Genomic DNA, 22,106 nt, shown 5'->3' on the forward strand with positions numbered 1-22,106 from the left:
GAGCGTTGGATGGATCGATTGATTAGATGAAGAGATGCTTTCGGCTGCAACGGCCGGAAGCCATGGAAGGGAAGCGCTCCCGGTGGGGCGCCCGGGCTTCAAACCCGGTGGACTGCGCCACGCGTGGTCGGTGGGTTCGACTCCCTCTCCCTTCCGCCCCACCGAGGCACAAAGGCGTTTATGACTCTAGATCCTTGGTCGGCAAATCCCGTTTGGCAAAATTTTTCCTCACTTGTTCGGGAAGCACATTCAGCCGAAGTTGCCCCCACAACAATGGAGCGCTCTCATCACCTGACGGCGGCCCTTTACTTTGGGATAGCAACCCTTGAAGCCTTCCTGAACCGTGTCATGCGAGCACATCTTGCTGCATCTAAAAGCGAACACGTGATTCTTGAAGTTCTACGTAAAGGACGATTCCTCGCCAAGCTGGATAAGTGGCCTCTAGAAATCATCGGAATCCGCCCTGCATTCCCTCAGCAGCAGAGAGATTTAATTGGACTATGCAACGATGTCCGGGGGAATCTAACGCACCCTAAAACGCTTGGTTATGACATTTATAAGCAGCTGCTCACAGTTCGCCCCGACGAGCTTGTTGATGCCGTAGCGACCTATATCGTTACGTTTCACGCAGCACAGCGAACACGTTTTCCTTATTGGATTTTTGGCTGGAACTACCTTAATCCCAGTCCCAGAACGCATGAGATATTTCTCATACATGATCAACAATTTAGTTTCTCACTACGCGCCTTAGGCTTTGATGTCCCTGCTTCCGACGCCATTCGCTCTGAAGCGTGGAGAGATCTGTACCTTAAGTCGTTGGAGGGCTACATAGCAATCAAGAATGCGCTTGACAAAACGTCGGGCTGTGAGCCAAAGGCTATTCCGTTCCCGCATCAGCCAACACTATGTCGTCGCTGGTGGATGGCAGAACATCACAGAAGCTGCGGCCATGTAAGTAAAGAATCGATTGCAGCTGCAAAGCGACTGGACAATATGTAATTCATTACCTATTCAGGACCGCTGTGTCGCGTTCTTATGGCTTACTCGCGAGCAGATGTGCGGGCCCCGCCTCCACTCGCCCCACTACCGCAGCCTCCCCAAACCCTTCCCGCTCAAACACTCCGAGCACGTCTCCCACTGACTCAGGCGCACACGCCACCAACAGCCCGCCCGATGTCTGCGGATCGGTGATCAAGCTCTGCGTTACCGCCGGTAGCCCTTCCGCCAGCACCACGTCCTTGCCATAGCCCGCCCAGTTGCGCCCGCTGGCGCCGGTGATGAAACCCGCCTCCGCCAGCTCCAACACCCCCGGCAGCAGCGGCACCCGGCTCCAATCGATATGCACCGTCACGCCCGCGCCGCGGGCCATTTCCAGGCCGTGGCCGGCCAGGCCGAAGCCCGTCACGTCGGTGATGGCGTGTACGCCGGGCAGTGCGGCCAGCAGCGGGCCAGGGGTGTTCAGGCGCGTCGTGCTGGCGATCATGGCGCGGTAGTGGGCGTCGCTCAGCTGCTCTTTCTTGAGTGCGGCGCTGTACACCCCCACGCCCAGCGGTTTGCCCAGCACCAGCACGTCGCCGGGCTGTGCGCCGGCGTTGCGGCGCACGCGGTCGGGGTGCACCAGGCCCATGGCGACCAGGCCGTAGATGGGTTCCACCGAGTCGATGGTGTGGCCGCCCGCGATGGGAATGCCCGCCGCGCGGCACACATCCTGCCCGCCCCGCACGATGGCGCCGATCACGTCCAGCGGTAGCTGGTTCACCGGCATGGCGACCAGGGCCAGCGCCATGATGGGTTGGCCGCCCATGGCGTACACATCGCTGAGCGCGTTGGTGGCGGCGATGCGGCCGAACTCGTACGGGTCATCCACGATGGGCATGAAGAAGTCGGTGGTGGCCACCAGCGCCTGCGTGTCGTTCAGGCGGTAGACGGCGGCGTCGTCGGCGGTTTCGATGCCGACCATCAGCTCGGGCGGCACGAAGCTTGCGGCGCCGCTGGACTTCAATATCTCCGACAGCACGCCCGGCGCGATCTTGCAGCCGCAGCCGCCGCCGTGCGACAGCGAGGTGAGGCGGGGGCCACCCGTCGGGGAAGAGGCTTGCGTCGGTGCGGCAGCGGCAGCGTTCATGGCAAAGAGGCTCGGGGCAATCGGGGGCCGTCAGTGTGCAACACCCCCGGCAGGGCCGCGCGCCATCCCCGCACCTGCGGTCGAGTTTTGTGCGCCGCACACCGGTTTGGCGGGCAAAAGTGGGATCATGCTGCGCCTGCTGCCTCACTGCGCCCTGCGCGCAGCCGATCAACACCCGGCCCCAGAACGATGACGACCACCCACAAGGAGTGCCCCCATGCAACGCCGCCACTTCCTCCAGTTCTCCGCCGCCACGCCCTTCGCCGGCGCCCTGGCACTGCCCGGCCTGGCCAGCGCCGCCGCGGCTACCGGCCCATCGGCCAGCGCCTGGCGCACCTATGACGTGACTACGCAGATCGACCTGGCCGAGCGCACCGCGCAGGGCCGCGTGTGGGTGCCGCTGCCGGCGCGCCAGTTGGGCGCGGGCCACAGCGTGCACCAGCGCGTGCTGGAGACGCGCTTCGAGGCCCCCGGCGCCCAGCGCGCCGAGATCGTCACCGGCACGGGCGGGGCCCAAATGCTGGCCGTGCAGTGGGCTGACCCTAGCGCACCGCAGCAGGTCAAGCTGGTGAACCGCGTGGCCCTGCGCGACCGCGCCGCCGACCTGGGTGCCACCACGCCCGTGCGCGCCGCCAGCGCTGCCGAACTGCGCCCCTGGCTGCAGCCCAGCACGCTCAAGCCCACCGACGGTGTGGTCGGCGAGACGGCCCGCAAGATCGTGGCCGACGCCGGCGCGCAGACCGATATAGAGAAGGGAAAGGCCATCTACGACTGGATCGTGGCCAACTGCCAGCGCGTGGGCAGCGTGCGCGGCTGCGGCACGGGCGATGCGGCCTATGTGCTGACCAGCGGCAACCTGGGCGGCAAGTGCGCCGACCTGAACGGCCTGTTCGTGGCCCTGGCGCGCGCCAGCGGCGTGCCGGCACGCGATGTGTACGGCGTGCGCGTGGACGATTCGGCCCACGGCTACAAGAGCCTGGGCAAGAGCGGCGACATCAGCCGCGCCCAGCACTGCCGCGCCGAGTTCTACGCGCAAGGCTACGGCTGGGTGCCGGTGGACCCGGCGGACGTGCGCAAGGTGATGCTGGAAGAAGCGCCCGGCGGCCTGCCTAAGACGGACGCCCGCGTGCGCGCCGCCAACGCCATGCTCTTCGGCGCCTGGGAGATGAACTGGATGGGCTACAACAGCGCCGAAGACGTGCGCCTGCCCGGCGCGCAGCAGGCGGCGGCCCCGCTCGCCTTCCTGATGTATCCCCACGGCGAGACCGCCCAGGGCCGGCTGGACAGCCTGGACCCGGCCACCTTCCGCTACACCATCCAATCCACCCGGGTGTGATCCTCCCCCTGAGGCGCTGCGCGCCTTCCCCCTCTCTCTTCGCGCTACGCGCTGCGGGAGGGGGACGCAGCCACCGCGGCGGGGCGGCCCTTGCGGGGCTGCCCGCGCCTGGGCCGCACCCGCTTCAAACGATGCGCACAGTGCTTTGCGCCCTAGAAGTCCGGTGAAACCATTGCACCGTAGGACCGACCTGCGGCGCCGCCACGCCCTCGCGCTGGCGCTGGGCGCTGCCTTGAGCGGCATGGCCGGCGCGCGCCAAGCGGGGGCGGTCACGGCGGCAGGGCCAGGCCCGGATGCGGGCGACACCGCACTGCAGCCCTGGCAGCCTGCGCAGGCGCCCGCGCTGCAGGCCACCGATCTGGCCACGGGCCAGCGCCGCAGCCTGGCCGATTTCGCCGGCCGCCCGCTGCTGGTGAACGTGTGGGCCACGTGGTGCGGTCCCTGCCGCGTGGAGATGCCCGGCCTGAACGCGCTGGCCGAGCGGCTGGGGCCTGAGGGCCTGCAGTTCGTGGCGCTCAACCATGGCGAGATGCCGGAGCGCGTGCAGCGCTTTCTGGCCGAGGTGCCCGTGCGCGGCACCGTCCTGCTGGACCGCAGCCAACTGCTGCTCAAGGCCTGGAGCGGCGGCCTGTCGCTGCCGGCCACCTTTCTCTTCGACGCGCAGGGCCGGCCGCGGCTGTGGGCGCAGGGCGAACGGGACTGGAGCCATCCGGACCTGGTGCGGGCCGTGCGTTCGGCGCTGACTTGATTGCAAGCCAAATCGGCCTCTAGCGCTTATTCAGCAAGCGCATGCAGCTATTATTTAAATAGCATCTTGGTTAGTAAATGGGCTGCAGGGCGCCCCTTTACACAGGCGTTCTGCATCACGGCATCAGCGCTGCGGAGGCCGCGCCCGCTGCACGACTCTTTAGGGCCCCGATCACCGGCCCCTCACCGCTTGCGCGCCGGCACACCCGCTGCTGCGGCAGCCTGCAGGCGCCGTGCGGCGACGGCAGCGACTACGCCCAGCGCCAGCAGCAGGCCATCCACGCCCCACACGGCGGCCGGCGTGTGGGCGATGGTGGCCGCGCCATAGGCCCCCGTCGTCCAAGCGTTGAGCGCCACGCAGGCCGGTGCCAGCACGGCGATGGCGCGGGCCTGGTCCCGCCAGGCCCGCGCACCGCGCAGATCCGTGTGCAGCAGCCCCGCGTGCAGCAGGCTGCCCAGCCAAACTGCACAGAACGCGGCGACCTCCAGCGCACCCCGGTCCAGCGCCAGGCCGGCGACGTTGACGGACGCATGGGCCGGCAGCAGGCGGTTGGCGGCCAGGTAGGCCAGCGTGGCCACGACCAGGCCGGCGGTGCCGGCCACGCTCAGCGCCGCCACCACGCGCCCGCCGGCATGCGGCGGCGTGCGGGCGCGGCGCGTGGCCAGCCAGTAGACCTGGCCGGTGGCGATCATCACGCAGCCGCACAGGCCCAGGCCGAAGTACAGCCAGCGCAGCAGCGCGTGCTCGAACTGCACGAAATGCAGGCCCGACAGAAAGCGCTGCACGCCCATGGCGGGCGCGGCCTCGAAGCGCTGCAGCAGCCGGCCGGTGCCGGCGTCGAAGTAGAGCTGACCGAGGTTCATCGACACCTCGCGCGCGTACGAGCGGCGGAACTCGACATAGCTGTCCGCGCGGCCTGGCTTCCACACGCGCACGAAGTACGGCTCCGCACCGCCGCCCCACACTTGGCGCGCCTGCGCTGCCATGGCGTCGAGCGAGGCCAGCGGCGCTGCCGCTGCGGGCGCCGCGCCGCCAGTTCCTGCAACGCCCGCGCCTGCGTCGCCCTGCCCGCGCGGCGGCCGGTAGCGCCCGTAGCCGTCGGCCTGCACAGCGGCCCGGGCCTGCGCGCCGGTGCCGTACACGCCCACATGCGCCTGAGGAAAGTAGATGGCCCAGAAGATCACCAGCCCCGACAGGGTGATGGCGAAGTGGAACGGCAGCGCCGCCACGCCCGTGAGGTTGTGCAGGTCCAGGCTGCTGCGCGGCAGCCGCTTGCGCGGGCGGAAGGTGAAGAAGTCGGCCAGCAGCTTGCGGTGGATGACCACGCCGCTCACCAGCAGCACCAGCATGCCCATGCCGGCGATGCCCACCAGCCACTTGCCCACGCCGTTCCAGTCGATGTGCAGGCCGTAGTGGAACGGGAAGAAGAAGCCGCTGGCGCCCCAGGTGCCCGCATCGGGGAGCACAGCCAGCGTGGCCGGGTCTAAGTGGCGCTGCTCGCGTGCGCCCTCGCGGGTCTGCCACGACAGGCGCAGCACGGGCGTGCGCGCGGTGGGCCAATCGATGCGCCACTGCCGGGCGCCCTCCGGCACGTGGGCCTGCGCCAGCGGCACCAGCGCGTCGAGCCGGGGCGGGGCCTGCGGCGCGGCCAGGCGCGTGGCGGGCATCATCCAGCGGTCGAGCTCGCGATCGAACACGCTGAGCGTGCCCATCCAGAAGATGGCGAACAGCAGCACGCCCAGCACGATGCCGGCCCAGGTGTGCACGCCGCCCAGGCGCTGGCGGTAGCCCGCGCCGCTCATGCCGCCGGCCCCAGCCGGGCGCACCACGCCAGCAGCGCGCACGCGCCGGCCAGGCCGCCCAACACGGCGGCCAGCCGGCGCAGGCTAGGGCAGGCCAGCGCCCACATCAGCAGAACCAGATAGGCGGGAAAGCCCAGCATGCCGGCCGTCACCACCGCCTCGGACCGCGCCATGCCGGCCCGCGCCAGCAGCGCGGCGCCGCCCATGACGGCCAGCGCGGTAACGGCGTAGCCGCCCGCGATGGCGACCAGCGCGCGCACGGCGGCCATCGCCCGGGCCATCGCCACGGAGCGGTGTCCTGCCGCCGCCTTCGCCACGCCCTGCCCTCTGCGCGTCAGAAGTCGAGCGAGTAGCCCAGCGTGAGCGTGCGGCCCCGCCCGGCGAAGTAGCGCAGCGGCTCCACCAGCGCGCTCTGCGAGTAGTAGGTGATGTAGTTGCGGTTGAACAGGTTGGCGACGGCCAGGCGCAGCGTGCCCTTCTTGTCGGCCAGCTTGTAGTTCATGCTGGCGTCCACCAGCGTGTAGCCGGTGAACTTCTTGGCCGGGTCGTCGAAGGTCTTGCTGAAGGCGTGCTGCACCTGCACGAAGGACGACAGCTGCCCGGTCCACTGCGCCGTCCACGAGGCCAGCAGCCGGTCGGGCGAGACATTCAGGCCGTCGAGCCGTGCGTCCAGCGTGCCGTTGTCATCGCTGTCGTAGCGGCCCTTGGTGTGCACGTAAGACAGCTTGCCCTTGTGGGCGCGGTTGAAGCGGTAGCCCAGGCTGGTGTCCACGCCGTCGATGCGGTTCTTCTCGCGCGCCAGCATGAAGGCGTCGTTCACGCGGATCACGCGGCTGCCGTAGTCGGACGACGAGCGGAACCAGCTCGCCTCGGCCTCCCAGGGGCCGCGCTTGAAGCGCGCGCCCAGCTCCACGCTCTTGGTCACGATGGGGCTCAGGCTCTGCATGTCGTCCACATCCTGGCCGGGCGTGTTGATGGCGCGCAGCACGCGGCCCACGTCGGGCATGCCGAAGCCTTCGGAGTAGCTGGCGAAGAGGTTCCAGTCCTTGGTGGGCTCGAAGACCACGCCGGCGTTGTAGAGCGTCTCGTTGAAGTCCAGCTTGCCGCCCTGCACGGCCACGCGGTTGTAGCGGGCCAGGGTGCGGTAGGAGTCGATGCGCAGGTCCGCAGACTCGCGGCGCACGCCGCCGTGCAGCGTCCATTTCTCGAACGGCTTGTACTCGCCCTGCACGAACAGCGACAGGTTGCGGTACTCGGACTCGGGCACATAGGTGCGGCCCGTGCCGTACAGGTCCTGCTTGCCCTTGTCCACCAGTGTGTCGAAGCCGGTGGTGAGCTTGAGCCGGTTGTCCAGCAGGTCGGCCTTGGTCAGCGTGACCTTGCTGCCCAGCTTCTTGGAGACGGCGCGCGACTGGTCGTACAGCCGGCCCACCGGCGCAATAGTGGCGTCCTGGAAGGTGGCCGAGTTGTCGGCACCGAACAGCCCCTCGAAATCCTGGTGGAACACCATGGCGGACAGCTCCATGCCGGCCAGGTCGTAGTGGTTGTAGCTGATGCTGGAGGTCCACACATCGTTCCACGGCGGCGTGCCCTCGGGCGTGCCGCGTACGGACGTGGTGGGCAGGCCCGTGGCGCGGTTGCCGGCCACGGCGAGGTAGTTGGCCTCGGACTTGATCTTGTAGCGGTTCAGCGAGAACTGCAGGCGCTGGTTGTCGTCCAGCCACCAGCCGATCTTGCCCAGCACGTCGTAGCTGCGCGAATCCATCAGGTCGCCCTGCGTGTTGTCCGCGCCGATGGAGCGGCCCTTGGCGTCGCGGTACAGGCCCTGGTCTTCGGCCGCGATGGCGAAGAGGTAGTCCAGGCGGTCCTGCCGGCCGCTGGCGCGGTAGGTGGTCTTGTAGCCCATCACGTCACCGCCGATGTCGGACGTGGGCATGGTGGCCTGCACGTCCACGTGCTGGTTGAAGGCGCCGTTCTCGGGCCGCTTGGTGATCAGGTTGATGGTGCCGCCCGTGGCGCCCAGACCGTTGACGGCGTTGGCGCCCTGCACCACCTCGATGCGTTCGACCATGGAGAAGTCGATGGTGTGCGCCTCGCGCCCCGTCGGGCGGATGGGGTTGGACTGCGGCACGCCGTCGATCAGGATCAGCGGGGTGCGGCCGCGCAGCGTCTCGCCGCTGCCGTTCATCTTGCCGCGGCTGGGGGTGTACGACGGAATCAGGTTGCTGAGCACATCGGACGAGTTGGTGGACAGGGCCAGTTGGCGGTCGATGTCGGCCTTGCCGATGATCTGCACCGTCTGCGGGGCCTTCTCGGCCTCGATGTTGGAGCGGGACGCCTGGACGACGACCGTCTCCAGGGCCTCGCCCTCCGCGGGCAAGGACGCGGCATCGGAGGCGGCCACCACGGCTGCGGCCTCCGGCGCCGCTGCTGCGGCCGCAGCAGGGGCCGGGCGTGCCGCGGGTGCCGCGGCGGGCACGGCCGGCGCGAGCAAGTAGCCCGCTTCGGTCTTCTGGATGGAATAGCCCGTGCCCTGCAGCAGGCGGGCGAAGCCTTCGTCCACGCCGTAGCGGCCGTCCAGGCCCTGCGTGCGCAGGCCGGCCACGCGCTGCGGGTCCACCACCAGCGCCACGCCCGCCTGCTGGGCGAAGCGGTTGAGGGCCGGCGCCAGCGGCCCGGCCGGGATGCTGAACGCCTGCGCATTCACCGCGCCGGGTGCCTGGGCATGCGCGCCGCCCGCCATGGCGGCAAGGGCCAGAGACAGGGAGAGCGCCAGGGGAGACAGGCAGCCGCGGCGGGCTGAAACGCTTTGCGTCGCGCATGGGAGGAGGTCCTTTTCCGTTTTCCGTTGAGTTCAACCGCCTTGACGGATGGCGAACGGAAAAGTGGAACCAGCCGCTAAAAATTTTTCTGGAGGACCGGTCAGGACGCCGGCTGCAGGTCCACCCAGACCCAGCGCGACGCCACGGATCGCAGGCGCAGCTGCGGAAAGTTCTGCTGCAGCAGGCGCAGCGCCTGCGCCGTGTCGTCTAGCGGCAGCACGCCCGAGACGCGGATGGCGGCCAGCGCCGCGCGGTCGAACTGCAGCGGCCCGGGGTGGTGCGGCGCCAGGCGGTCCAGCACCTCCGGCAGCGGCCGGTCGTGCACCACCAGCTGGTGCCGCTGCCAGCCCTGCTCCACGCCCTCCGGGTCCATGTCCTCCACCGCGCCGATGCCCTCGGCGCCGACATGCACGCGCTGGCCGGCCTGCACGACCACGGGCTTGCGCACCGCGGCGGCGCCATTGCCGTCATCGGGGGCCTGCACCGCCACGCGCGACTCCAGCATCTCCAGCGTCAGGCCGCCGTCATCGTAGGTGACGGCAAAGCGCGTGCCCAGGGCGCGGATGCGGCCGAGCGGCGTCTGCACGTAGAAGGGGCGCGTGGCGTCCTTGGCCACATCGACCAGCAGGCTGCCGCGCACCAGCTCGACCACGCGCTCGCGCTCGTCCGCGCGCCAGTGGATGGCGGCCACGCCGCTCAGGGTGAGCTGGGATCCGTCGCTCAGCGTGTGGCGGCGCCACTCGCCGGCGCTGCTGCGCACGTCGGCCCACAGGTGCGCGGGCGGGTGGCTGTGCAGCGCCAGCCACGAGGGCACGGCCAGCAGCGCCACCAGAGCCACGGCACCGGCGGCACGGCCCAGGGCCCGGCGCCGGCGGCTCTGGGCGCCCGGCTGCACCGCGTTCAGCGCCGCCCGGGCGGCCTGCGCATCGGCAGCGCCGGGGCCGGCGGCCTGCCGTACGCGGCCGATGAAGGCCTCCAGCCGGGCCGCGGCTTCCGCATGCTGCGGGCTTTGCGCGCGCCAGGCCGCAAAGCCGCGCTGCGCCCGGGCGCGCTCGTCCGCGTCGTCGCTGTCGAGCCCCACGATCCAGCCGGCGGCCTGCTCGGCCAGATCGGCCGGCGGTGCGTCGTCCCAGGCCCGCACCGCCGTCAGCCCTGCAGAACGCGCTGGCAATGGGCCAGCGCCTGGATGAGGTACTTCTGCACCATCTTGGTGGACACGCCCAGTTCGGCAGCCGCCACCGCGTGGGTGTGGCCTTCCAGGTAGCACAGCAGGAAGGCCTGGCGTGCCTTGGGCGCCAGCCCGTCGAGCGCGGCCTCGATCTGCAGCAGCGCCTCGACGGTCTGCGCCACCTCCTCGGCCGACGGTGCGGCGTCGAAGGTGGCCGCGGACGCGGCGGCTAATTCCTCCAGGTAGGTCTTTTCGATCAGGCGGCGGCGGGCCTCGTCGATCAGCAGCCGCTTGGCCGTGGTGACCAGGTAGGCGCGCGGCTCGCGCACGCCCAGCAGCGCGTCGCGCGAGCCGAGGATGCGCACGAAGGTGTCCTGCGCCACGTCGGCCGCATGGTGGCCGCAGCCGAGCCGGCGCCGCAGCCAGCCAAACAGCCATCCGTGATGTTCGCCATACAGCGCCTGCATTTGCAGCCGGTGCTGCTGCGCGGCCGCGTCCACCGCTGACATTGCCACCTCCAGTCCGCTCGCGGACCGCCATTGCGTTTGAGAATCCTTCTCATCTTACCGCACGTCGCCTTCGCACCCGCCGGCGCCTGTGCGGAAAGCGCGGGCCTGGGACTGGCAGGCGCTGCAGACGGCTGGTACCCGGCGGGCGGCAGAGCGGCCCCCTCTGCGGCAAGCGGTCCGCAGAAAGCGGATTCAAGGCACTTCGGCCTCCATCGCTTACCTAGCAAGCGCATGTAGCTATTAATTAAATAGCATTCACAATCGCGCTGCCGAAGGGGGATGGGCGTGGGCGGTTGCCAGGTGGCCCTCCGCGGCTACCCGCCCCGCGAGAAGGCCGAAGCCCGCGCCACCTGGTCCGCCGTGGGCCGCACGCCGGTGTACAGGGCGAACTGCTCGGCCGCCTGCAGCGCGATTACCTCCGCGCCGGTAAGGACTGGGCGGCCCTGGCGGCGGGCTTCGGCGATCAGCGGCGTCTCGGCCGGCAGGGCCACCACGTCGAACACCCAGGTCGCGCCCGCCACCTGCGCGGGCGTGAAGGCCAGCGCCTGGGCCTGGGCACCGCCCGCCATGCCGAGGGGCGTGGCGTTGACCAGCACATCGGCCGCGATGTCGCCCTGCGCATCGCCCTGCCAGGCGTAGCCGTGGGCGGCGGCCAGCGCCCGGCCGGCCACCGCGTTGCGGGCCACCACCGTGCCCTGGCGCAGGCCGGCATCGACCAGCGCGGCCAGCACCGCACGCGCCATGCCGCCGCTGCCGCGCACGGCCACCCGCAGGCCGGGCGGCACGCCGTGCTGCGCCAGCAAGGCCCGCACGGCGAGGTAGTCGGTGTTGTAGGCCACCAGGCGGCCGCCCTCGTTCACCAGCGTGTTCACCGACTGCAGCCGCGCGGCCGACGGGTCCAGCGCGTCGGCCAGCGGGATCACCGCCTCCTTGAAGGGCATGGAGATGGCACAGCCGCGCACGCCCAGGGCGCGCACGCCGGCGATCGCCGCCGACAGGTCGGTGGTGGTGAACGCCTTGTAGACGTAGTCCAGCCCCAGTTCCTCGTACAGGAAGTTGTGGAAGCGCGTGCCGATGCTGCTGGGCCGCGCGGCCAGGGACATGCACAGCTGCGTGTCCTTCGTCAGGCGCAGCGTCATGCCGCGGGCCCTGTGGCTGCCGCCGCCGCTGCCGGCGGCAGCCGCCGCTTGAGCACGCCCAGCGCCAGCCCCGTCACCACGGACCCGGCCACGATGGCGGCGGCATACAGCAGCACGTGGTTGACGGCGTTGGGAATGGCCAGCACGAAGATGCCGCCATGCGGCGCCTGCAGGCCGATGTTCCATGCCATCGACAGGCCGCCGGCCACGGCCGAGCCCAGCACGCAGGCCGGAATGACGCGCAGCGGATCGCGCGCCACGAAGGGAATGGCGCCCTCGGTGATGAAGGCCAGGCCCAGCACGGCCGACGCCTTGGACGCCTCGCGCTCCTCGGCCGTGAAGCGGCTCTTGAACAGCCAGCACGCCAGGGCGATGCCCAGCGGCGGCGTCATGCCGGCCGCCATGGCCGCGGCCATGGGGTTGGCCACGCCGCTGGCAATCAGCGTGGTGGAGAACACGTAGGCCGCCTTGTTCACCGGCCCGCCCATGTCGAAGGCCATCATGGCGCCCAGGATGATGCCCAGCAGCACGGCGCTGCCGGTCTGCAGGCCCTTGAGCCAGTCGGTCAGCGCGCCCATCACGGCGGCCATGGGCGCGCCGATCACCATCATCATCAGCACGCCGACGATGGCCGCGCCCAGCAGCGGCAGGATCAGCACGGGCTTGAGCCCGTCGAGCCCGCGCGGCAGGCGGATCCACCGGTTCAGCCAGTGCACGGAATACCCGGCGATGAACCCCGCCGCGATGGCGCCCAGAAAGCCCGCCCCCACGGTGCCGGCCAGCAGCCCGCCGATCATGCCGGGCGCAATGCCGGGCCGGTCGGCGATGGAATAGGCGATGTAGCCCGCCAGCGCCGGCAGCATGAGCGCGAAGCCCGCCTTGGCCCCCACCTGGAACAGCACCCAGCCCAGCGTGCCCTTGTGCGCGTCGTCGTACACGTAGATGCCGCCCAGCGCGAACGCCAGCGCGATCAGCAGGCCGCCCGCCACCACGAAGGGCAGCATGAACGACACGCCGGTCATCAGGTGCTTGTAGGCGCCCGCGGATTCACGCGGGGCCGCCGCGCCGGGCGCCGTACCGCTGCCCGCCTGCGCCGCTGCCGGTGCGGCCGGGCCGCCCCACACCGCGGCCTGCGCGCGCGCCTGGGCGAACACCGCCGCCGCATCGTGGATGGCGGCCTTGGTGCCGGTGGCGTACAGGCGCTTGCCGGCGAAGCGGTCGCGGTTGACCTGGGTGTCCGCCGCGATCACCACCAGGTCAGCCGCCGCGATGTCGGCCGCGGTGAGGGTGTTCTGCGCGCCGACGGAACCCTGCGTCTCCACCTTGATGCGGTGGCCCAGGGCCTGCGCGCCCTGCTCCAGCGCCTCGGCGGCCATGAAGGTGTGGGCCACGCCCGTGGGGCAGGAGGTGATGGCGACGATGTTCAACGGGCCGGCCGGGGTCTGCGCCGCCGCGGCAGAAGGCGCCGCTGCGGCAGGCAGGGCAGCGCCCGCAGCGCCGGTGCTCCGGGCCAGCGCCTCGCGCACCACGCGGGCGGCATCGGCCAGCACGGCCTGGGGCGTGGCCTCGTGCACAGGCGCGGCCAGTTGGCCCAGCAGTTCCTGCCGGTCCACGGGCATGTCGGCCGCCACGATGACGGCGGCGGCGCCAGCAAGCTCAGCATCGCTGAACGCGCCCTGCGTGCCCAGGCTGCTGTGCACGCTGAGCGCCAGCCGGTGGCCGGCGTTTTCCGCCGCGGCGCGCAGCGCCTCGGCCACCATGAAGCTGTGGGCCGGGCCGGCCTGGCTCGCGGCGATGGCAATGAGTTGGGCCATGGTGGGGGTCTCCTGCGTTCAGATCGGCTGCGCCGAGATGGCCGCGGCCAGGGCGTCCACCTCGCGGCGGGGCGGCAGGCCGGGCGCGATGCGCTGGATGCGCGCAGCCGCGCAGGCCATGCCGAAGAGGGCGGCGCCGGGCATGGGCTGCCCTTGCGACAGCGCAGCCAGCGTGCCGGCCACCAGCGCGTCGCCCGCGCCCACGGTGGTGGCCACGGGCACGCGCGGCGCGGCGGCATGCCAGCAGTGCGCAGCCGTGGCGATGACGGCGCCCTCGCCGCCCAGCGACACGGCCATCTGCCCCACGCCGAAGTCCTGGCACAGCCCGCGCGCGGCGGCGGCCACCTCGGCCCGCGTCGGCAGCCCGTGGCCGGCCAGCTCTTCCAGTTCGGCCTGGTTGGGTTTGATGAAGGCGACCGGCACCACCGCGCCGCGGGCCGGATCGGCCAGCACGCGCAGCAGGTCCCGCAGCACGGCGCCGCCGGTGTCGATGGCGATGTGCGCGCCCTGCGCATGCAGGGCGCGGGCGATGCGCTCCCACACGCCGGCATCGGCACCGGGGGGCAGGCTGCCGGCCAGCTCGCACCAGTCGCCGGGCTGCACGCGCTCGGCCAGCAGGGCGAGCAGCCCGGCCTCGGCGTGGGCCAGCGCATCGGGCGCCAGCGACAGGCCCGGCAGGTTGATGTCGGTGGAGTCGCCGCGCGACGCGTCGGCGATCTTGATGTTGGTGCGGGTGGCGCCGGGCAGGCGCAGCATGGCGTCGTCGATGCCGCGGGCCGCGAAGGCGTCGACGAACACACCGTCGTTGTCCGCGCCCAGCCAGCCGGTGGCGGTGACGGACCGGCCCAGCGCGGCCAGCACGGCCGCCACGCCCACGCCCTTGCCGCCGGCCTCGCGCTGGTCGCCCTGGGCGCGGTGGACGGCGCCGGGCACCAGCGCGGCCACGCGCACGGTGTGGTCGATGGCGGGGTTGAGCGTGATGGTGAAGAGGCGCGGATCAGCCATGGCGGGCTCCTGCGGCGGACCCGGCCCGACTCTTCAAGCCAAATCGGCCTCCAGCGCTTATTCCATCAGCGCAAGCAGCTATTGATTGCATAGCATCATCCTTTCGATGGCGCAGGGTTCAGGAAGCCGCCGCAGGTCGCAGCTCGGCGCCCAGGGCGCGCACCTCGTCGGCCGTGTCCACCTGCAGCGCGCGCTGGGCCAGCGCCTGCAGCTCGGCCAGGCTGTGGCGGCGCAGCAGGGCCTTGACGGTGCCGATGTCGCCGGTGCTCATGCTGAGCTCGTCCACCCCCAGGCCCACCAGCAGCGCGGCGCCCAGCGGCTCGCCGGCCAGCCCCCCGCACACGCCCACCCAGCGGCCGTGCGGGCGGGCGCCGGCCACCGTGCGCTTGATGAGGCGCAGCACGGCGGGGTGCAGGCTGTCGGCCATGCCGGCCAGCTCGGGGTGCTGGCGGTCCACCGCCAGCGTGTACTGGGTGAGGTCGTTGGTGCCGATGGAGAAGAAGTCCACATGCGCGGCCAGCCGGTCGGCGATGAGCGCGGCCGATGGCACCTCGATCATGATGCCCACCGGCACGGCAGGCGCCTTCAGTTCGGCGCGCACGGCTTCCATGCGCTGCCGCAGCGTGCGCACCTCTTCGACCGTGCTGATCATGGGGAACATCACCTGCAGCGGGCCGTGCCGCGCGGCGCGGTACAGCGCCCGCAGCTGGGGCACCAACAGGTCGTCGCGCCGCAGCGCCAGCCGCGCGCCGCGCACGCCGAGGAAGGGGTTGTCCTCCACCGGCAGGTCCAGGTGCGGCACCTGCTTGTCGCCGCCGATGTCCAGCGTGCGCACCACCAGGGGCTTGCCCTGCAAGGCCTCCGCCATGGCGCGGTAGGCCCTGTACTGGGCGTCTTCGTCGGGCACCGTGTCGCGCTCCAGAAAGAGGAACTCGGTGCGCATCAGCCCCACGCCCTCGGCGCCGGCCTCCAGCGCTTTCACCGCCTGGTCGGCGCGGTTGGCATTGGCGGCGATCTCCACCGTGTGGCCGTCGGTGGTGGTGGCGGGCTGCTGGCGGGTGCGGGCCTCTTCCTCCTGGCGGCGCGCCAGCCGGGCGATGCGCTCGCGCGCTTCGATCAGCGCGGTCTCGCTCGGGCCCACGTAGAGCCGGCCGCGGTAGCCGTCGAGGATGGCAACGGCGCCGGCCAGCGCGGGCGCCGACGTATCGCCCGCACCGTCCGGCAGCACGCCCGGGCCGGCCGCCACCACGGCGGGCAGGCCCAGCGCGCGCGCCAGGATGGCGGTGTGCGCCGTGGGGCCGCCGCGCGCAGTGCAGAAGCCGCGCACGCGGCTGGTGTCGATCTGCGCGGTGACGGAGGGCGAGAGGTCGTCGGCCAGCAGGATGGCGTCGTGCGGCCAGGCAGCGGCCACGTCGGCGGACTCGTGCCCGCGGCCCAGCAGGTGGCGCAGCACGCGCTCGCCCACGTCCTGCAGGTCGGCTGCGCGGGCGGCCAGGGTGGCGTCGGCCAGGGCGCGCTGCGCGGCCACGCGCTCGGCCATGGCATGGCGCCAGGCCCAGGCGGCGCCGTGGCGCTGCACCACCTGGCGGCTCACGGCCTGCAGCAGGTCGGCATCCTGCAGCAGGCCCTGGTGCGCGGTGAAGATGGCGGCCTGCTCGGCGCGGCCGCCGGCCTTCGCATCGTCCGCCAGTTGCTGCAACTGGCCCAGCGCAGCGGCCAGCGCGCGGTCCAGCTGGGCGGCTTCCTCGGCGATGGTGGTGAAGCGGTCTTCCACTTCCAGCTCGGTGCCTGCGGCCTGCACCAGCGTGCCCACCACCAGCCCGGGGCTGGCGGCGATGCCCGTGAAGGTGCGGCGCGCGGCGGGCTGCCAGTCGCCCAGCTCCGCGCCCAGCCCCTGGGCCTGCGCCTGCCGCGCGGCGGACAGTTCGGCCTGCCGGCTTTCCTCCTCGCCCAAGCGCTGGATGGTGGCGTGCAGCGTGGAGAGTGCCGCCGCCGCGTCCGTGCCCTGGGCCGACAGGCGCAGCTGTGCGCCCCGCCCGGCGCCCAGGCCCAGCAGCGCGGCCACGCTCTTGGCGTCGGCCACCGTGTCGCCGCAGCGCACATGCACCCGCGCGCTGAAGCGGCCGGCCACGCGGGCCCATTCGCCGGCGGGGCGCGCGTGCAGGCCGTTGGGGTAGTTCAAGGACAGCTCGCGGCCCAGGGGAAAGTCCTCCAGCACCGGCGGGGCGCCGCTGCCGCCCTGCGCACCGCCCATGGCATCGTCGCCTGTGAGGGCGCGCACGATCTCCCCGGCGTCGGTGGTCGTGGCCAGCCGGCGCATCAGCGCACCGTCGCGCATCACGCGGGTGAGACGGCGCAGCACCTGGATGTGCTCGTCCGACGACGCGGCGATCGCCACCACCAGGTGCGCCTGCTTGGCGTCGTCGCCCCAGCGCACGCCGGCCGGCACCTGCAGCACGGCCAGGCCGGTGCGGCGCACCAGGTGCTTGTCTTCCACCATGCCATGGGGAATGGCCAGGCCCTCGCCCAGAAAGGTGTTGGCCACCTTCTCGCGCTGCAGCAGGCTGTCGACATAGGCAGGCTGAATGTGGCCGGCCTGGGCCAGCAAGGCGCCTGCGGCCCGCACGGCGTCTTCGCGGTTGTGCGGGGCCGCGCCCAGGCGCACCTCGACCGGAATGGTGGACATGGCAATGTCTCCTGCGAAATTTGGTATCGATTCCAAAATGGGATTATGGGCTGCTCCTCTGGCTGCCAGCAAGCACTCTCGACGGCCCCACGCCTGAAAACCAAGGGAAAACACTGATCCGAAGGGTCTCTGCGCAGCCGTGGAGGACCCGAATGAACGCCTTGGTTCACCCGCGCTTTCCAACCTTGTGAGGAATCGATACCATTTCAGACGGTTCGTATTCCTTCTTTCGTCCCCACCCTTCTCAGGAGCCATCCGCGTGGCCAGCATCAAGGACGTGGCGCAACGCGCCGGCGTATCCACCACCACCGTCTCGCGCGTGCTCAGCACGCCCGGGGCCGTGCGCGCGCCGCTGCGCGAGCAGGTGGAGCGCGCCATCGCCGAACTGGCCTACCGCCCCAACCTGGCGGCACGCCGCCTGCGCCAGCGCCGTGCCTCGCTGGTGGGCTTGATCGTTTCGGACATCCGCAGCGCTTTCTTCACCGACGTGGGCCGCGCCGTGGAAGACGTGGCCTACCGCCACGGGCTGCGGCTCATCCTGTGCAACAGCGACGAAGACCCGGCCAAGGAGCAGTCGTACCTGGAACTGATGGCCGACGAGCAGGCCAGTGGCGTGATCCTGTCGCCCACCATGGCCGGCCTCAAGCAGCTGCGCCCGCAGGCCTGGCCCTTCCCCCTGGTGCTGGTGGACCGGGCGCTGGACACCACGCGCGCCGACCGCGTGGTGCTGGACAACCACGCCGCCGCCCGCCGCGCCACCGAGCATCTGCTGGACAACGGCTACCGCCGCATCGCCCTGCTGGCGGGCACCCACAGCACCACCGGGCAGCAGCGCCACGCCGGCTATGCAGAGGCCCTGGCCGCCCGCAGCCTGGCGCCGCAGCCGGTGTGGATGGACCCGACGCGCGAGGCCGGCGAACACGCCACGGCCCAGCTGCTGTCCGGCCCCGACCGGCCCGATGCGCTACTGGCCACCAACGGCCTGCTGCTGCTGGGCGCCCTGCAGGCCGTGCAGGCCGCCGGCCTGCGCCCGCCGCACGACATTGGCATCGCGGGCTTCGACAACAACGACTGGACTTCGTTGCCTGCGCTGGATGTCACCACGGTGGCGCAGCCCACCTACGACATCGGCCGCACGGCGGCGGAGCTGCTGCTGCAGCGCATGCAGGACCCGGCGCGGCCGGTGCGGCAGGTGGTGCTGGAAGGGGCGCTGGTGGTGCGGGGGTCCAGCGCGGGGCGCATTGCGGGGACCGTCAGACCCTGGCCACGAGGTCCGTGAGCAGCCAAAGCGCCATCCCCAGCATCGCCATCGCTGTCACCGCATCCACCATGCGCCAGCTCCTGGACGAGATCAGCCAGTGGCTGGCACCTCTTGCCAGAGCCACCCACGCAGTGAACCAGACGATGGACGCAAGAAAAGCGCCGGCAGAGAACGTCAGGCTGGCCGTGGCGGGAAGCGCCGCCCCCACCGAGCCCAGAATGACCATGGTGTCGAGCCACGAGGCAGGATTGCCAAGCGACATGGCCAGAAGACGACGTATCCACCTTCGGTCGCAGGGTTGTGCCGCAGGCGCCAGCGCGTCGGCAGACCCCAGGGCAGCAGCGCGCGCCGCTTGCAGGGCATGACCCGTGAGCAATGCCACTCCAGCAGCCTGCAAGAGCACCTGGAGAGCCGGGAAGGTTTCCAGCGCGGCAGAGACGCCCAGGACGCCCACCGCAATCAGGACCAGGTCGCTACCGCTGCTGATGGCGACGAGCGTCGCGCGAGAACGGCCCAAAAGGGCTTCACGAAAAACGAGAACGTCTTTAGGACCGGGACAGATGAAGAGGCCCAGGGCAAGCAAGAAGCCTTGCATGGCGGCAGCAGAGAGGTCGAGCATGTCGGAAGAACCGACAACCTCTCAAGCTGGACCGGTGGGTCAAAGAATGCCCAGGATTTTATCTGTGGCCCGGCTCATGCGGCAGGGCCTGCGGCTCAGCGGCCCGGTCAAGCCACCCGCGGCTTCACCTTCCCCGCCGCCAGCTTGGCATTGGCACGCGCGGTGTCTACATCGGCAGCCCGCGCCACGGCCACGCCCATGCGCCGCTTGGTGAAGCTCTCCGGCTTGCCGAAGAGGCGCAGATCGGTGCCGGGCACGGCCAGGGCTTCATCGACGCCGTCGAAGGCGATGCCTTGCGCATCCACGCCGCCGTAGATCACGGCGCTGGCGCCGGGGTTGCGCAGGCTGGGGTCCACCGGCAGGCCCAGGATGGCGCGGGCGTGCAGTTCGAATTCGCTCTGGTGCTGGGTGGCCAGGGTGACCAGGCCGGTGTCGTGCGGGCGCGGGCTGACCTCGCTGAACCAGACCTCGTCGCCCTTCACGAACAGCTCCACGCCGAACAGGCCCAGGCCCGAGGGCTGGCCGTCCAGGCCGCGGCCCAGATCGTCGGTCACGGCCTTGGCGATGTCCTTGGCGCGCTGCAGCGCCAGCGATGGCATGGGCTGGGGCTGCCAGCTTTCCACGTAGTCGCCGCTGACCTGCTTGTGGCCGATGGGTTCGCAGAAGGATGTCTGGATGCTGCCGTCGGCGGCTTTGGCGCGCACGGTGAGCAGGGTGATCTCGTATTCGAAGTCGATGAAGCCTTCGACGATGACGCGGCCATGGCTCACGCGGCCGCCGGCCATGGCGTAGTCCCAGGCCTTTTGCACGTCGGGCGGGCCGTCGAGCTTGCTCTGGCCCTTGCCGGAGCTGCTCATCACAGGCTTGACCACGCAGGGGAAGCCGATGGCGGGCTGGCCGTCGGTGCCGTCGATGGCAGCCTGCAGTTCCTCCACCGAATCGCAGAAGCGGTAGGGGCTGGTGGGCAGGCCCAGCGTTTCAGCGGCCAGGCGGCGGATGCCTTCACGGTCCATGGTGAGGCGCGCGGCGCGGGCCGTGGGAATGACGCGCACGGTGCCGGCGGCTTCCAGCTCTTCGAGCATGGGGGTGGCAATGGCCTCGATCTCCGGCACGACCAGGTGCGGACGCTCGGCTTCGACCAGGCCCTTGAGCTGCGCCGGATCGCTCATGGTGATGGTGCGCGCATGGTGCGCCACCTGCTGGCCGGGCGCGTTCTCGTACCGATCCACGGCAATCGTTTCGACACCCAGGCGCTGCAGGGCGATGAGGACTTCCTTGCCCAGTTCACCGCTGCCGAGCAGCATCACTTTGGTGGCGGAGGGCGAGAGGGGGGTGCCGAGGGTGGTCATGGGCAGATCAGGGCAGAAAGTTGGAGGGAGGGAGAGCGCCCAGTGGTGGGCGCTACACAGCCCGCGATGATAGAGCGACTGCGCTCCGCGGGGCACTGTCATCCATGGCGTTACTGCCGTCCGCGCCGCACGAGCGCGGTAAGGCTCCCTGCGCAGAACTCTAAGGGCTACGCTTCAAGCCAAGACCCGCGGCCTCCACCACTGGCACGGCCCAAGACCAGCAGCAGCCGAGCAAGGGCCGCCCCGCAGCGAGGGCTGCGTCCCCCTGCCCGCCGTGCGCAGCAAGGCGAGAGCGGGGGGAAGGCGCGCAGCGCCTCAGGGGGGTGTGCCGATGTCAATACTGCTTGTACGGCAGGAACTTCCCCGACAGCACCACGTTCACCCGGTCGCCCTTGGGATCGGCCTCGCGCTGGATGTCCATGCTGAAGTCGATGGCGCTCATGATGCCGTCGCCGAACTCTTCATGGATCAGCTCCTTGATGGTGGTTCCGTACACGCTCACCACCTCGTACCAGCGGTAGATCAGCGGATCGGTGGGCACGGGCGTGGGCAGGGAGCCCTTGTAGGGCACGACCTGCAGCCACTTCTGCTCTTCGGCCGTGAGCCCGAAGATCTTGCCGACGATCTTGGCTTGTGCGGGCGTGGCCGTCATCTGGCCCAGGCACAGGGCCGTCGTCCACTCCTTGGACTGGCCCACCTTCTTGGCGATGTCGGCCCATTGCAGGCCCTTGGACACTTTGGTGCTGATGATTTTTTCGGTCACTTCGAGACGGTTCATGGCTTGTGCCTCCGGTGGTGTGGAAAGAAGAGAAAGAGGAAGAGGAAGAAGAAGGAAAAAGGAAGAGCGCGGGCGAGCCGCTCAGTGCGCGTGGGCCCGCGTGACGAGGAAGTCGACGATGTGGTTGCGCAGCGCGTAGTAGCCGTCCAGGTGGTGCAGCCCGCTGCGGGTGCGGCTGCGGGGCAGCGGGTTGGCGACGACCTCGGCGATGCCGCCGGGCACATAGCTGGCGGGCGTGTCGCTGCCGTTGCGCATGAGCAGGATGCGGTCGGCCAGCAGGATGGCCTCGTCCACGTCGTGGGTGATCATGAAGACGGTCTGCTGCGTCTCGCGCACGATGCCCATCAGCTCGTCCTGGATGGTTCCGCGCGTGAGCGCGTCCAGGGCGCCAAAAGGCTCGTCCAGCAGCAGCATCTTGGGCTGGATGGAGAACGCCCGGGCAATGCCCACGCGCTGCTTCATGCCGCCAGACAGCTGCGACGGTTTCTTGTCGATGGCCGGCAGCAGGCCCACCATGGCGACGAACTTCTCCACGTGCGCCTTCACCTGTGCGGCCGTCCAGTCGGGCCAGCGCGACTTGACGGCGAAGGCGATGTTCTGGCGCACCGTGAGCCACGGCATGAGGGCGTGGCTCTGGAACACCACGCCGCGCTCCAGGCCCGGGCCGTCCACCTCGCGCCCGTCCATGAAGACGTGGCCCGCCGTGGCGCTGTCCAGGCCGGCCAGCACGTTCAGGATGGTGGTCTTGCCGCAGCCCGAGTGGCCGATGATGCAGACGAACTCGCCACGCGCGATCTCGAACGACACGTCGGCGAACACCGGCCGCGTGGGCGCGTAGGCCTTGCCGAGGCGCTCGATCTGCAGAAAGCGCGGAGCTGAGGATGCTGCCGCGTTTGCTGCTGTTGCGGCGGTGGCCACGCCGGGCTGGGCGGCTGCAGGGGCCAT

At 70.6% G+C, this 22,106-nt stretch carries 18 protein-coding genes and 1 tRNA gene; 5 read left to right on the plus strand and 14 right to left on the minus strand.

What is annotated here, in order from left to right; translation table 11 throughout:
* Positions 1-64: 64 nt before the first annotated feature.
* Both QE399_RS03255 and QE399_RS03260 read left to right on the plus strand, forming a co-directional pair.
* A tRNA-Sec gene (locus QE399_RS03255) sits at positions 65-156 on the plus strand.
* Between the two features lie 24 nt (positions 157-180).
* A complete protein-coding gene (locus QE399_RS03260; RefSeq protein ID WP_309826068.1) occupies positions 181-999 on the plus strand; it encodes a hypothetical protein in 819 nt (272 codons plus the stop codon).
* Between the two features lie 34 nt (positions 1,000-1,033).
* Here the strand turns inward: QE399_RS03260 and selD are convergent, their stop codons facing one another.
* Positions 1,034-2,125, minus strand: coding sequence for a selenide, water dikinase SelD (selD, locus tag QE399_RS03265; protein WP_309826069.1), 1,092 nt, complete (start codon positions 2,123-2,125; stop codon positions 1,034-1,036).
* A 217-nt stretch (positions 2,126-2,342) separates the two neighbouring features.
* On the opposite strand from selD, the gene QE399_RS03270 reads away from it, so the two are divergent.
* Complete coding sequence (locus QE399_RS03270) at positions 2,343-3,461, plus strand: transglutaminase-like domain-containing protein (RefSeq protein ID WP_309826070.1); 1,119 nt, start codon at positions 2,343-2,345, stop codon at positions 3,459-3,461.
* Between the two features lie 163 nt (positions 3,462-3,624).
* Positions 3,625-4,209: a TlpA family protein disulfide reductase gene (locus QE399_RS03275; RefSeq protein WP_309826071.1), complete on the plus strand. Its 585-nt coding sequence runs from the start codon at positions 3,625-3,627 to the stop codon at positions 4,207-4,209.
* A 182-nt stretch (positions 4,210-4,391) separates the two neighbouring features.
* Here the strand turns inward: QE399_RS03275 and QE399_RS03280 are convergent, their stop codons facing one another.
* The 9 genes from QE399_RS03280 to ptsP form a co-directional block, all read right to left on the minus strand.
* Entirely contained in the window at positions 4,392-6,053 is a 1,662-nt protein-coding gene (locus tag QE399_RS03280; RefSeq protein ID WP_309826072.1) for a PepSY-associated TM helix domain-containing protein, read from the minus strand.
* Entirely contained in the window at positions 6,008-6,298 is a 291-nt protein-coding gene (locus tag QE399_RS03285; RefSeq protein ID WP_309826073.1) for a hypothetical protein, read from the minus strand. The genes QE399_RS03280 and QE399_RS03285 overlap by 46 nt, the downstream gene beginning before the upstream one ends.
* A 47-nt stretch (positions 6,299-6,345) precedes the next feature.
* Positions 6,346-8,754 (minus strand): TonB-dependent receptor, encoded by a 2,409-nt coding sequence (locus tag QE399_RS03290; protein WP_309826074.1) that lies wholly within the window; start codon positions 8,752-8,754, stop codon positions 6,346-6,348.
* 179 nt (positions 8,755-8,933) lie between these two features.
* Positions 8,934-10,004 (minus strand): FecR family protein, encoded by a 1,071-nt coding sequence (locus tag QE399_RS03295; protein WP_309826077.1) that lies wholly within the window; start codon positions 10,002-10,004, stop codon positions 8,934-8,936.
* The gene (locus QE399_RS03300; RefSeq protein ID WP_309826079.1) at positions 9,980-10,510 is read right to left on the minus strand and encodes a sigma-70 family RNA polymerase sigma factor; all 531 of its coding nucleotides are present in this window, start codon (positions 10,508-10,510) and stop codon (positions 9,980-9,982) included. The genes QE399_RS03295 and QE399_RS03300 overlap by 25 nt, the downstream gene beginning before the upstream one ends.
* Positions 10,511-10,824: 314 nt before the next feature.
* A complete protein-coding gene (locus QE399_RS03305; RefSeq protein ID WP_309826081.1) occupies positions 10,825-11,649 on the minus strand; it encodes a shikimate 5-dehydrogenase in 825 nt (274 codons plus the stop codon).
* On the minus strand, positions 11,646-13,463 hold the full coding sequence (locus tag QE399_RS03310) for a fructose-specific PTS transporter subunit EIIC (protein ID WP_309826082.1): 1,818 nt from the start codon (positions 13,461-13,463) through the stop codon (positions 11,646-11,648). Before QE399_RS03310 ends, QE399_RS03305 begins: the two co-directional genes overlap by 4 nt.
* A gap of 18 nt (positions 13,464-13,481) precedes the next feature.
* Entirely contained in the window at positions 13,482-14,468 is a 987-nt protein-coding gene (locus tag QE399_RS03315) for a 1-phosphofructokinase family hexose kinase (protein WP_309826084.1), read from the minus strand.
* A 118-nt stretch (positions 14,469-14,586) separates the two neighbouring features.
* On the minus strand, positions 14,587-17,154 hold the full coding sequence (ptsP, locus tag QE399_RS03320) for a phosphoenolpyruvate--protein phosphotransferase (RefSeq protein WP_309826085.1): 2,568 nt from the start codon (positions 17,152-17,154) through the stop codon (positions 14,587-14,589).
* 259 nt (positions 17,155-17,413) lie between these two features.
* On the opposite strand from ptsP, the gene QE399_RS03325 reads away from it, so the two are divergent.
* On the plus strand, positions 17,414-18,433 hold the full coding sequence (locus tag QE399_RS03325; protein ID WP_309826087.1) for a LacI family DNA-binding transcriptional regulator: 1,020 nt from the start codon (positions 17,414-17,416) through the stop codon (positions 18,431-18,433).
* Here the strand turns inward: QE399_RS03325 and QE399_RS03330 are convergent.
* The 4 genes from QE399_RS03330 to QE399_RS03345 form a co-directional block, all read right to left on the minus strand.
* Positions 18,408-19,034 carry a LysE/ArgO family amino acid transporter gene (locus tag QE399_RS03330; RefSeq protein WP_309826091.1) on the minus strand — a complete coding sequence of 209 codons (627 nt, stop codon included), beginning with the start codon at positions 19,032-19,034 and terminating at the stop codon, positions 18,408-18,410. The genes QE399_RS03325 and QE399_RS03330 overlap by 26 nt on opposite strands.
* Before the next feature lie 107 nt (positions 19,035-19,141).
* Complete coding sequence (purT, locus tag QE399_RS03335) at positions 19,142-20,383, minus strand: formate-dependent phosphoribosylglycinamide formyltransferase (protein WP_309826093.1); 1,242 nt, start codon at positions 20,381-20,383, stop codon at positions 19,142-19,144.
* 334 nt (positions 20,384-20,717) lie between these two features.
* Positions 20,718-21,161, minus strand: a complete 444-nt coding sequence (gene cynS, locus QE399_RS03340) for a cyanase (RefSeq protein ID WP_309826095.1) — start codon at positions 21,159-21,161, stop codon at positions 20,718-20,720.
* A gap of 81 nt (positions 21,162-21,242) precedes the next feature.
* Complete coding sequence (locus QE399_RS03345; protein ID WP_405043120.1) at positions 21,243-22,106, minus strand: ABC transporter ATP-binding protein; 864 nt, start codon at positions 22,104-22,106, stop codon at positions 21,243-21,245.

The sequence above is a fragment of the Paracidovorax wautersii genome (genome assembly GCF_031453675.1).
In the GTDB taxonomy this organism is placed as follows: Bacteria; Pseudomonadota; Gammaproteobacteria; order Burkholderiales; family Burkholderiaceae_C; genus Paracidovorax.